This window comes from Thalassospira lucentensis (assembly GCF_032921865.1).
Classification (GTDB): Bacteria; Pseudomonadota; Alphaproteobacteria; order Rhodospirillales; family Thalassospiraceae; genus Thalassospira; species Thalassospira lucentensis_A.
On sequence record NZ_CP136684.1, the window covers coordinates 2,017,923 to 2,030,562 of the forward strand.

The 12,640-nt window shown below is 55.9% G+C and carries 10 protein-coding genes; 8 read left to right on the plus strand and 2 right to left on the minus strand.

What is annotated here, in order from left to right:
- Positions 1-48 precede the first annotated feature (48 nt).
- The 6 genes from R1T41_RS09930 (at position 49) to R1T41_RS09955 (ending at position 10,220) form a co-directional block, all read left to right on the plus strand.
- The gene (locus R1T41_RS09930; protein WP_209221086.1) at positions 49-2,148 is read left to right on the plus strand and encodes a methyl-accepting chemotaxis protein; all 2,100 of its coding nucleotides are present in this window, start codon (positions 49-51) and stop codon (positions 2,146-2,148) included.
- A 263-nt stretch (positions 2,149-2,411) separates the two neighbouring features.
- A complete protein-coding gene (locus R1T41_RS09935; protein WP_317341429.1) occupies positions 2,412-3,545 on the plus strand; it encodes an efflux RND transporter periplasmic adaptor subunit in 1,134 nt (377 codons plus the stop codon).
- 1 nt (position 3,546) lies between these two features.
- Complete coding sequence (locus R1T41_RS09940; protein ID WP_317341430.1) at positions 3,547-6,699, plus strand: efflux RND transporter permease subunit; 3,153 nt, start codon at positions 3,547-3,549, stop codon at positions 6,697-6,699.
- A gap of 1 nt (position 6,700) precedes the next feature.
- A complete protein-coding gene (locus R1T41_RS09945; RefSeq protein WP_317341431.1) occupies positions 6,701-8,152 on the plus strand; it encodes an efflux transporter outer membrane subunit in 1,452 nt (483 codons plus the stop codon).
- A gap of 124 nt (positions 8,153-8,276) precedes the next feature.
- On the plus strand, positions 8,277-8,900 hold the full coding sequence (locus R1T41_RS09950) for an alpha-ketoglutarate-dependent dioxygenase AlkB (protein ID WP_317341432.1): 624 nt from the start codon (positions 8,277-8,279) through the stop codon (positions 8,898-8,900).
- Positions 8,901-9,173: 273 nt separating this feature from the next.
- Positions 9,174-10,220, plus strand: coding sequence for a LacI family DNA-binding transcriptional regulator (locus R1T41_RS09955; RefSeq protein WP_317341433.1), 1,047 nt, complete (start codon positions 9,174-9,176; stop codon positions 10,218-10,220).
- 3 nt (positions 10,221-10,223) lie between these two features.
- On the opposite strand, the gene R1T41_RS09960 is transcribed toward R1T41_RS09955, so the two are convergent.
- Positions 10,224-11,366, minus strand: a complete 1,143-nt coding sequence (locus R1T41_RS09960; RefSeq protein WP_317341434.1) for a glycosyltransferase — start codon at positions 11,364-11,366, stop codon at positions 10,224-10,226.
- A 52-nt stretch (positions 11,367-11,418) separates the two neighbouring features.
- Positions 11,419-12,009 carry a DNA-3-methyladenine glycosylase I gene (locus tag R1T41_RS09965; protein WP_317341435.1) on the minus strand — a complete coding sequence of 197 codons (591 nt, stop codon included), beginning with the start codon at positions 12,007-12,009 and terminating at the stop codon, positions 11,419-11,421.
- Between R1T41_RS09965 and R1T41_RS09970 the strand changes: the two genes are divergently transcribed.
- The gene (locus tag R1T41_RS09970; RefSeq protein WP_317341436.1) at positions 11,999-12,151 is read left to right on the plus strand and encodes a hypothetical protein; all 153 of its coding nucleotides are present in this window, start codon (positions 11,999-12,001) and stop codon (positions 12,149-12,151) included. The genes R1T41_RS09965 and R1T41_RS09970 overlap by 11 nt on opposite strands.
- Before the next feature lie 183 nt (positions 12,152-12,334).
- Positions 12,335-12,631, plus strand: coding sequence for a YggT family protein (locus R1T41_RS09975; RefSeq protein ID WP_062951638.1), 297 nt, complete (start codon positions 12,335-12,337; stop codon positions 12,629-12,631).
- Positions 12,632-12,640: the final 9 nt, after the last annotated feature.

A 12,640-nucleotide genomic window follows, 5' to 3' on the forward strand; every position in this document is an offset into this window, starting at 1 on the left:
GGTTATTGATCGCGGAAATGTCCCACATTCCGGATCATTGGAGATCCCATGTTTCTCGACCGTATTCGCATTGGCTATCGCATTTTTGCGGGCTTTCTTGTGCTTGTCGTCATGCTGCTAGGGTTAAGCGCCCTGTCATCCTGGTATCTGCTGGGCTTTGGCGGGCATGCCGACCGTATTGCAAAAAGCACCCAGCTTGTCGGGCTTGCAAACGAATATGCATTGAAGCTTGAACGTCTGTCGAACCAGGTTCTTCTGTTTGCGCAGACGGTTGACCCGATGGATCGCGAAGGTATTTCGACCATCCGTGAAAGTGCCGAAGCCAGCGGTGCGGCGCTGATCAATCAGCTTCGTGCCGAGGGTGACAGCGAAAAGGCCGACGCGCTTGAGAGCCTTAATGCGGAATATATCGCAACGCTTGAGCCGCTTGTCCTGCGGGCGGAAAACCTGACGGCGGCGTCCGATACCATGCTTCTTGGAGCCCATCAGCTTGGCAAATCGGCGGGCGAACTGGTTGATTTCATCACCAAACGCGATCCGGCACTTGCCGAAAAATATGCCGACAAGCTTGGTTCGGCGAACCTCAGTGCCATCGTCAACAGCCTGCAATATGCGATCCTGCGCACCCCGGAATCACTTGATGCGGCACGCACGGAAACCTCGACCCTGACCGACCTTCAGGAAGAAATCAAAAATTCGGTCGATGGGTTGAAACGCGCGGACAAGAAGCTGTTTTCCTATGCGGTGCGCGACAATGACCTGTTGAAGCAGGGGGCGAACCAGCTTGAGGGGTCGATCGGTGGCTTCCGCCAATCAATGGATGATTTCAAGTCAGCCGTCCGCGAAGTGCAGGCGATCACCCAGAATATCCGCGAGGAAGCCGTGGCGGGCCAGAACATGCTGGTCGAGGCAGCACATGGTGAATCCGAAAACAAGGCGATCACCAATATGGTGGTGGCCGGGATCGGTGCGCTGATCGCGTTTGGTCTGGCGATTACGATTGCGCTTAGCATCCTGCGTCCGTTGCGCCGGGTGAATGGCGATATGACACGGTTAAGCGAAAACAACACCGATATCGATCTGGTCGATTTCAATCGAGGTGATGAATTTGGTGCGATGTCGCGAACCGTGGCGATCTTCCGCGAAAATGCGCTTAAGATCGAACAGATGGCCGAGGAACGCATTGCCCTTCAGCGCGAGGAAGAAGAAAAACGCCGCGCATCGCTGGGGGCGATGGCCGAAACCATTGAAGGCGAAACCGCAGGTCTTGTGCAATCCGTCACCCATCAGGTGACCCGGATGCGCGAAGCGGTGGGCGAGGTTGCCGCCGCTGCCGAACGTGTGACCGGCCAGACCGAAATGGCGACCAATGCGGCCGAACAAAGCCAGTCGCACGCCCATTCGATCAGCGAGGCGGCAACGCGGCTTTCCGATGCCATCGGGTCGATTGCTAACCGGGTTGACCGGCAGCGCGCCATTGCCCAGAACGCGGTGGGATCGACCCAGCAATCCGCCGAGGCGGTCGATGACCTTCGCGAAGTGGCGACCAGCATTGAGCAGATTGTCGATCTGATCCGCGGGATTGCGGGGCAGACCAACCTTCTGGCGCTTAACGCGACCATCGAGGCGGCACGCGCGGGTGAAGCGGGCAAAGGCTTTGCCGTGGTCGCGGCCGAGGTCAAGAATCTTGCAGGTCAAACCGCGCAGGCAACCGAGCAGATCACAGCCCATGTCAGTGCGATGGGCAATGTGACGGATCGTTGTGTTCGGTCGATGGAAGATGTCGGTGTGACCGTGCGCGACATGATGTCGATTTCCGAAGAAGTGGCAGGTGATGTTGAACATCAGCGCCGCGAGACCGAGGAAATCAGCCTTGCGATTGCATCGGCCAGTGATGCGGCGCTTCATGTCAGCAATGCCATCCACGAGGTATCGCGCGATATCGAGGTGACGCGGAAACTGAGCATCGATCTGACACGTCGGGCGGACGAGGTTGATCGTAATGTGACCGAGCTTTCCGGGTCGCTTGACCGGGCGGTGGAATCCGCCGCGAGTGATGAAAGTCGTGCTGATGGGGATGATGGCGAGATGGACGAGGCGTCCAATCTTGTTGATTTCCCGGCGCAATATATTCGCGGGGCTGCCTGATCCGGCTTTTTTTGCTGATTTTGGTCATTTAACCAGCCATAAGCCTGTGCAGCATTGCACGGGCTTTTGTGCTTCTGGGGCTGTGCGGGTGATCCGGATCGGCGGATTGAACCTATTACCTGATGAGTACAAGTTGCGACATTTCTGATACAATTTTCCGGTCGCTGCCTTCGGGGAACTAACGTAAGGTCTATGATACTGACTTTAAGACATTTTCAGCGATGTCTTTGCATGATTCCAGAACACACGAGAACGGGCATTCGATGTCACGCACAGGTAGGCTAGTCGTATTTCTGTTGGTTATTGCCGCGGTCGGTGGCGGCTGGTTTGCCTATGACAAAGGGATGTTGCCTTTTGTCGGGGCAGGAAGCGTTGCCGGGGGCGATGGCGCGAGCCGTTCGGGCAACCCGGCCCTGCCGGTGATTGCCGAATATGCCAGCATCATGGAAGAAAAGACGGTTGTCGAGGCGGTCGGAACTGGTCGGTCGACACTGGGCGTTTCGATCTATCCGGCAGTTTCAGGCGAAGTCAGTGATGTTCTTTTTCATGCCGGTGAAACGGTTTCACGCGGGCAGGTTCTTTTGATCCTTGATTCCGATCGGGAACGGCTGGCGCGTGATCTGGCATCGGTGCAGGTCAAGGATGCAAGCCAGCTTCTGGACCGGTACGAGCAGGCCCGTCCGCTTGGCGCGGTATCGGCAAGCGAGGTGGATGCGGCACGCACCGCCCTTGCCGAGGCGCGCATTCGGCTGGATCAGGCCGAGGTTGACCTTGCGGACCGCACCATTCTGGCACCGTTCAATGGCACGGTTGGTATTCCGCAGGTGGAGCCGGGCGACCGTGTGGACAGTTCCACATTGATCGCGACACTTGATAATGTCGAAAGCGTTCTGGTCGATTTTGAAGTTTCCGAAACCCGGTTTGACAATGTGAAAATCGGGCAGTCGCTTCGGGTGGAAACCTGGAGCCTGCCGGGGGAATGGTTTGAGGGGACGGTTGATTCAATCGCCAGCCGTATTGATCCCGAAAGCCGCACATTCAATGTCCGCGCGCGTATTCCCAACCCGACCGGAAGACTTCTTTCGGGGATGTCCTTTGCTGTTTATGTCGATATCGAAGGCCAGACTTATCCGTCGGTTCCGGAAATTTCGGTTTTGTGGGGCGATGGTGGCACCTATGTCTGGCGGATCAAGGATGACAAGGTCGAACGGGTTCCGGTCCGTGTCGTAAAGCGGACACAGGGACGCATCCTGCTTGACGGGCCGATTGCCAAGGGTGATCTGGTGGTGGTCGAAGGCGTGCTGCGCCTGCGGCCGGGCCGAGATGTGGCGGCGACCATTCGCAGCGGCGATGAAACCGGTGTTGCCCAGCGCAACGGCACCGGCGAAGGGTCGTAACATGCAGGACGGGAATCAGAACGAAAACCAGAATGATCTGGCGTCACTCAGCATCCGTCGCCCCGTTCTTATTTCCGTGGTGTCGCTTTTGATCATTCTGGCGGGTCTTGCCGCCATGCTGGGTGTTGAAATCCGCGAGCTGCCCAACGTTGATCAGCCGACGGTCACGGTTTATGCGACCTATGACGGGGCCTCGCCCGAAACGGTTGATGCCGAGGTCACAAGCCTTCTTGAAGGGGCAGCGTCGCGCGTCAGTGGTGTCAAACGCATCAGTTCAAACAGCGAAGAAGGCACGTCGCGGGTTCGCGTCGAATTTTATCCCGATATTGAAATCAATGATGCGGCCAATGACATTCGCGAGGCGGTCAGCCGCGCATCAAGAACCCTTCCCGACGAGGTCGAGGATGTCCGCGTGGTCAAGGCCGATGCGGATGCCAGTGCGATCATGCGGCTTGCGGTGGTCAGCAATCGGCTGACCGAGGAAGAGCTCGCCAATATCGTTGATGACCAGATCAGCCCGGCGCTGCTTTCCGTGCCCGGTGTGGCCGAAATCACGATCAATGGCGAACGCGAAAAGGTTCTGCATGTCCGGGTCGATCCGCTGCGACTGGCCAGTTACGGCTTTTCGGTTCAGGACGTTGCCGATGTTTTGAGAACCGCCAAGTTCGACATTCCCGCCGGCAGTTTTGATTCCAGCGATCAGAAGCTTTTTGTCCGGGCGGATGCGTCGGTCTGGGAGGTCGAGGACGTCAAACAGATGTTCATCCGCAATCAGGTGCGGCTGGGTGATGTAGCGGATGTCTATTACGGGCCCGATGATGCGACATCCTATGTGCGCCTTGATGGCCGGACCGTGATCGGGCTTGGCGTTGTCAGGCAGGCGCAGTCAAACACGATTGCGATATCGGATGGCATTCGCGAGGTGGCCGAACGGCTGAACAGTCAGTACGACGATATCGACGTGTTCGTGAACTCGGACGATGCGGTGTTTATCGAAGGCGCGCTTTGGGAAGTTCTGAACAGTCTGGCGCTGGCGATCATTATCGTGATCGGGGTTCTGTATCTTTTCCTGCGGTCCTTTACCGCGACACTGATCCCGACGGTGACCATTCCAATTGCGCTTGTCGGGACGGTGGCCGCGATCTGGATGATGGGCTTTTCGATCAATATCCTGACGTTGCTGGCGCTTGTTCTGGCGACGGGGATGATTGTTGATGATGCGATTGTGGTGCTGGAAAACATCCAGCGCCGCCGTCATCAGGGATTGGGATCGATGGCGGCCGCAGTTCTGGGGACGCGGCAGGTGTTTTTTGCGGTGATTGCCACCACACTGACGCTGGTATCGGTGTTTGTGCCGATTTCGTTTTTGCCAAGCACGGCAGGCCGCCTTTTCCGGGAATTTGGGTTCGTGCTGGCATTTTCGGTTGCGGTGTCTTCGTTTGTTGCCCTGTCACTGTGCCCGATGCTGGCGTCGCGGTTAAAGCATATCGACCCGCATGACGGGCAAAAGGATGCCAAGCCCAACTTCCTTGAACGGATCGGCCTCTATTGTTCGGGTGTTTACAAATACATTCTGGAATGGGTTTTGCGGTTCCCGCTGATTACCCTGATCGTGTCGATCTTTGCCGGGGTGCTGGCATTTGGGGTCTATAACACGGTCACACAGGAACTTCTGCCCGACGAGGATCGCGGGCGTATTCTTGTATCGCTGCGCGGGCCGGACGGGGTTGGCATCGATTACATGGACCGGCAGGTCGAAACGGTTGAAAACATCCTGCGTCCGATTGTGGAGGCCGGTGATGCCTATAACATCTATACCATTGTCGGGCTTTGGGATCCGAACCGTGCGCTTGTGATTGCACCACTGGTGCCGTGGAACGAGCGCAGCCGCAGCCAGCAGAATATCAGCAATTCGATCCGCGGAAGTCTTGAGGCATTGCCCGGTGTTCAGGCCTTTGTCTATCAGCCCAACAGCCTTGGTTTGCGTGGTGGTACCGGCGAGGGATTTGAATTTGCCCTGACGGGGACGAATTACCGCACGCTGGCGGCAAATGCGCGCGCCATGCAGCAGGAGCTTGAGGCGAATTATCCGCAGTTTGTCGGTCTTCGGGTTTCCTATCAAACGACCCAGCCGCAATTGTTGGTGAATATTGATCGGCAGCGCGCCTTTGACCTTGGCATTCCGATTGAAAGCCTTGATACGACCCTTCGCACGATGATCGAGGGATATGAAGTTACCGAGATCACGGTGGATGATGAAAACATCCCGGTGAAGCTGCGCAGCAGTGCGGGCAGCATCAATGACCCATCCGATCTTGAGAACCTGTTTGTCAGCAATGGCGAGGGTCGTATTTTACCGCTGTCATCGGTCATCAGCCTGACCGAAGAAGCGGTTGCATCCGAACTTGAACGCGAAGGGCAGCAGCGTGCGGTCAAGATTTCGGGCAATCTTGCGCCGGGTTATACCCTGCAGCAGGCGGTTGTCGATATTGACGAGGTTGCAGACAGGGTGCTGCCGCCGGGCATGAGCGTCCTGTTCCTTGGCGATGCGGCGACACTTGGCGAAACGTCGCATGATGTGCAGATCACGTTCCTGATTGCGGTGCTTGTCGTGTTGCTGGTGCTTGCCGCGCAGTTCGAAAGCTTCATGTCGGCCCTTGTGGTTGTCCTGACCGTTCCGTTCGGGTTGGCAGCGGCAATTTATGCGCTGGGCCTTAGCGGCACATCGATCAATATCTATAGCCAGATCGGGTTGGTGATGCTGGTCGGGCTTATGGCCAAGAACGGCATTCTGGTGGTGGAATTTGCCGATCAGTTGCGCGATGCCGGGAAATCCGTGCGCGAAGCGGTTCATGATGCGGCGATGATTCGCCTGCGGCCGATCATGATGACGATGATTTCGACCGTGCTTGGCGGGTTGCCGCTTGTGCTTGGCACCGGGGCCGGGGCCGAGGCGCGTGCGGCGATTGGCTGGGTCGTTTTTGGCGGGCTTGGTTTTGCGACGGTCTTTACCCTGTTCCTGACACCGGTTCTTTACCTTCTGCTGGCGCCGCTGGTTTCGGCCCGTGCCGATGGGGGCAAGAAACTGCAAAGCCAGTTGCGATCTGCGGAAAGCATTCCTGACAAGGGCGAGATTGAAGGAAGTACCAGCTAGAATGTCTGTAAAACGTCTTTCAATCTGTTGTGCCCTGCCGCTTCTGATCGGACTTTCGGCCTGCCAGACGGTCGGTCCGGATTATGTTGCGCCGAAATTTGATCTTGTCGGGGCCTATACCCCGCCGGTGCCGGTGATTGCGGCCAATCAGGCCGATCATGGCCGTTGGTGGGAAAGCACCAGTGATCCGGTTTTGCGCGATCTGATCGCGCTTGGTCTTGCCAATAACCTTGACTTGCGGATCGCGGCCAGCCGGATCGAGGAAGCCCGTGCTGTGGCGCGCGGGGTATCGGGGGCAAATGGCATCGAGGTCGGTGCCAGTGTTAATGGCGATGCCGAACGCGGCACATCATCGCGCGAACGCGGCGATCAGACGACGGACCTCGGATTTGGGGCCGGCATCGATTTTTCATGGACGGCGGATGTCTGGGGCGGGCAGCAGCGCGAGGACGAAGTCGCGCTGGCGGATTATCTGGAACAGGTTTACCTGCGCGAGGACGTTTATCTGACGGTGATTGCCGATATCGTGCGCAACTATATCGAGCTGCGCGGTACGCAGAAGCGTCAGGAATTGCTGCGCAGTTCGCTCGATCTGCAACGCCAGACCAGCAATATCGTGCAGGTCCGGATGCAGACGGGGCTGGCGTCCGAGCTTGATCTTTCGCGTGCCCGTGCCGAGGTTTCCGATATCGAGGCGACATTGCCGACATTGCAGACCGATATTGACCGGTCGATCAACGCGATTGCCATCCTTCTGGGCGCGCAGCCAGGGACCTATCGCGACCGTCTGGTGGATGTGCAGCCGCTGCCGGAATTTGACAGTGCGCCGCCGATTGGTATTCCGGCCGATCTTTTGCGCCGTCGCCCCGATGTCCGCGCAGCGGAGCTTTCATTGATTTCCGCTACGTCGGAAATTGGTGTTCAGACGGCTGATCTTTATCCCGAATTGACGCTGGACGGGTCACTCGCGCTTGGAGCCACGGGATATGGCACGGGGCCGATTGTCCGTACCGCGATGGCCGCCATCGGGGCGGTGATTGATGCGACGCTTTATGATGGTGGGGCACGACAGGCCGATATTGATGTTGCCGAACAACAGGCGCAGCAGGCATTTTACAGCTATCAGCAGACGCTTCTGGTCGCCATTCAGGATGTTGAAAGTGCGATTTACGGATATGTCGGGGCGGTTCAGCAACGCGATTCCCTGATTTCGTCGGTGCGCTATCATCGTCAGGCGTTTGAACAGTCCCGTGTCCGGTACGTTCAGGGGCTTTCAAACTTCCTTGATGTGCTTGATTCGCAGCGCACCCTGACGCAGTCCCAACAGGACCTTGCGGATGCAGAAACCGATCTGGAACTCGAAACCATCAATCTTTATTCCGCCGTCGGGCTGAGCGTTGAAGATGTTGAACGTTATGCCGACAAGGCCGGGATTGACATGAATAATGGTTAGCGGGTTCTTCCGGCAGAGACCTTCATTACACAAGCGTCTGTATTAACGCCGATTTCCATAAGCTGTTGCTTGTTTTAATCGACGGTTCGTCCTAGGTCTTGGGTATCTTGAACCGGGGAAGAAAATGACGGGCGATTTGTTTGCCAACGAACCACCACGCAATCTGCTGCCCTTTGACGGGGAGGCATTGCTGCTGCGTGAGGTCATGGCGGCAAGTGATGCGGATCGCGCGTTTGAACGGCTGTTAAGCGGCATTGTCTGGCAGCAGGAAATTGCCAAGCTGATGGGGCGCGAGATTGCCGTGCCGCGATTGACGGCATGGTATGGCGATGTGGCCTATCGTTATAGCGGTGTTTATCACCCGGCATCGCCATTTCCGAAAATCGTCGCCCCACTTCGCGATTTGGCGGAAGAAAAATCCGGTGCGTCGTTTAACACGGTTCTTCTGAACCATTATCGTGACGGGCGCGACAGTGTTTCGTGGCATGCCGATGACGAGGATGTGCTGGGCGAAAATCCGGTGATTGCCAGCCTGTCATTTGGCGAGGAACGGCGGTTCCATTTCCGGCACAAGAAAACCGGGGACCGGGTCAGTGTCGATCTGCCGCATAATTCATTGTTGATCATGCGGGGCGCGACACAGCATCACTGGTTACATCAGATCCCCAAAACCGCGCGCCAGATCAGACCGCGGATTAATCTGACATTCCGTCATACCGCGCCGGAAAACAAGGTGCGCGGTCGATGAGTTTGGGGGGCTCTGAAAAAAGCCGCCCCGGTCAGGGCGGCTTGAAGTCAGCAATTCGAGATTGCCGGGAAAACCGTCAACACCAGGGTGCAAACGGACAAACGCATAGGCTGTTGTGCAATCGGTGCGTGCAAGAATGAATCGATTCAATGAATGGAGTGTGGCGGTTCAGAAGGGGTTCTGTCAATATCGGGATGAACCGATTCAAAAAAATGTCACGGGATGACCGGTTAATCCGAAAGCCGGGGTGAATAAAGGGGAGACATCGCAAGGATGGCAAAACGGGTACGTCTTCTGGATGTGGCCAAGGCAGCCGGGGTATCGCAGGGCACGGCATCAAATGCCTTTGGCAAGCCGGATTTGGTACGCAAGGAAGTCCGGGAGCGCATTCTGGAAGTTGCCAGGGAGCTTGGCTATCGCGGGCCGCATGTGATGGCGCGCATGTTGCGGACCGGCAAGGCCGGGGCGCTTGGCGTGGTGTTTCCCGATAACCTTGAATATGCCTTCAGCGACCCGGTGGCGATTGAACTTCTGCGCGGTGTCGGGCGGGAATGTGCCCGGCAGGCGGTCAATATGATGATCATTTCGGCCGAAAACCCCGAACAGGCGATTACCGCGATCAACAATGCCGCCGTCGATGCGTTTCTGGTGCATTGTTATTCCGACGATAACGACATCATTTCCGCCATTCAGCGCCGCAACCAGCCACTGGTCTGCATCGATACCGATATTGCCGGGGCGGCGGGCACCGTGGTGCTTGATGATTTTGCCGGGGCGCAAATGGCGGCCCAGCATTTGATCGATTGTGGTTCGCGCAGGTTTGCCATCCTGTCCCTGCAGGCCAATAAGGCGGAAAATTTCGGCCCGATGAATGCCAAACGCCGAGGGGCGGTCAGCCACCGTGTGGTGCGCGAGCGGCTTGGCGGGTATCACGCGGCCCTTAAAAAGGCCGGGATCGCGATTGAGGATATCGTCCATATCGAATGCGAAAACATGTCATCGCACAGTGCCGAAATGGTCGAAACCATGTTGCGTCATCACCCGGAAATCGACGGTGTTCTTGCGATGTCCGATGTGATTGCCATCGGTGCACTTGATGGCGCGCGCGCAAGTGGCCGCAAAGTCCCCGATGATCTTAAGGTCATCGGCTTTGATGGTATTGCGGAGGGCGAACGCACCGACCCGCCATTATCGAGCATCCGACAGGATTCCGTTGAAAAGGGGCGGCTGGCGGCCGAAATGGCGCTTGGCGAGGCGGAAAGCGACAGCCGCGTTCTTGAAACCAGCCTGCTTGTCCGCGGATCAAGTTTGATCCCCTAGAAATCAGCCGAGTAAATCCAGATCCGAAAAGTCTTGTTTCGCGGCCAGTGCATTCCATAGAGAGCGATAGTTTGTATTCATTGACTGCAAACTATAGTGTTCGAGTATGCGTTGGCGAGCCGCAGCGCGACGCGCCTGTTTTGCCTCGTTAGGTTCATCAAGCAGTTCGCAAATGGCGTCGGCCATTTTTCCAGCTGATGCCAGCGGGACAGTTTTTCCCGTATCGCCAACGATTTCTGCAACATCACCAACATCATTTCCGACTACAGGGACCCCGCATGCCATAGCTTCTCCAACAACGTTCGGGAAACCTTCACCGAAAGTTGATGATAGAACGGCAATATCAAAACCGGGAACGATTTTTGCCACATCGCGCCGTAAACCTAACGCGGTCACATTCTTATGGATCGCGAAAGGAATGGGCAATGATTCTGTTTCTCTACCAACGAGGACAAGGTGAATATCGCGGCCCCGTTGCGAGCAGATTTCCAATGCCTTGAACAATGTCGAATGGTCTTTCGCCGGGTCCTTTCGTGCAACCATTCCGATCAAGGAGGTCTCCCTTCGGACCTGCAATTCGCTCCGCAGAGTATTTCTCAGGGTATTGTCTGGTTTCCACTCATCGCAGTCAAAGCCGTTTGGTAAATACGCCCAAAGTTTCGGTTTATATCCGTTCTTGGCATGATGTTTTTTGCCCGCACGGGAATTTACTGCGACAATTGCTGGAAAGGACGACATCGCCCCAAGGCACTTGAAAACCAATCTTGTTGATTCTCCGTATTGTTTGAGGTCCATTTCCGCACAGCGGATGTTCCATGCCAGTCGCCGCAGGCCCACACCCGAAAAAAAAGTCGCAACTGTTGTTATGAAATCGGAATGATAGAGCCACGACATGACGGCATCGGGCTTCTCGGAGCGCATGATCCTAGTGAGCTTTATTATTCCGGCTGGAAGTCCCGAAACGCCCCGGCACAGGCCGAGGGTATACAATCTTGTCCCGGTTGCGCGAATGTCTGCTCCGTACACACCTTCGTTCATCAATGATATAACGACCTGCCGAAGTTCGGTAGAGTTGGCGTTATGTGCAACTATCCTAGCAAGAACGCTTTCTGCGCCGCCAGCATCCAATCCATTGATGATATGCATTACTTTTGTCATACCAAGCCTATAGCAGGCAATGGGTGAGCAGAACAGATGGCTATTTGTTGTTCAGTACATGATAACAGTGACAATCGGTGGTGTGATCCATCACCAGGCCGGTGGCCTGCATGAAGGAATACATGATCGTGGTGCCGACAAACTTCATGCCGCGTTTTTTGAGGTCCTTGGACAGGGCATCGCTAAGTGCGGTGGATACGGGCACGTCAGACATGGCTTTCCAGTGGTTGATGACCTGTTTGCCGCCAATGAAATCCCAGATATAGGCATCAAAACTGCCAAATTCCTTCTGGATTTCGATGAAGGCGTTGGCATTAAGGATGCTTGCCGCGACCTTGGCCCGGTTGCGGATGATGCCCGGATCGGCCAAAAGCGATTGTTGTTTGGCTTCGTCATATTTCGCGATCTTCTGGACATCGAAATTATCGTAAGCCGCGCGATAGGTGTCGCGCCGTGCAAGGATCGTCAGCCAGCTTAAACCCGCCTGCGCGCCTTCGAGGATCAGCATTTCGAAAAAATGCCGGTCATCATGGACCGGAACGCCCCATTCCTGATCGTGGTAGTCGACGTAAAACGGCTTGTCGAGATGGGTTTCGGCCCATTTACAACGGGGGAGCGTGTTGGCCGACATGATCGATCCTTCTTTGTCGTTTGATGGCTGCGCATTTTTGGATGGGATCGGCGGGGCTGGCAAGCCTGATGACTTTATCCTGACATTTCTCCTGACAGAAACTGTCGAAAGGTGGCTTTGCCCGATCATTTTTGCGAAATGATGGAGCCAAAACTGCGCGATGTCTGGTGAAGCAAGTCACATCATGTGGAAAACTTGATTAAAGCATCGCAAATTAGGCGCTCTGTGCTTGCGCCCGGGGCCAAGGCCGACTAGGTTTTGCAGCGTGTTAACACAATTCCGATCAGATCGGCCCGATCTGGACCGACTGCGAGAAGGAGCGGCGATGCTGGCGATTTTTTGGCTTATTGACACCGTTATTGGTATCTACATTTTCATGCTGATTGCTTCGGCAATCCTTTCATGGCTTGTGGCATTTGACGTGATCAATTCCAGCAACCGGTTCGTTTATATGGTTGGCGATTTCCTGTACCGGATTACCGAACCGGCATTGCGACCGATCCGCCGGATCATTCCGAATCTGGGTGGGATCGATATTTCGCCGATCATCCTGATCCTGATCCTGCAATTCGCCAACATGCTGATTCAGACAGACGTGCGCGCAGCCGTGATGGGTTACTAAACCGGCGGG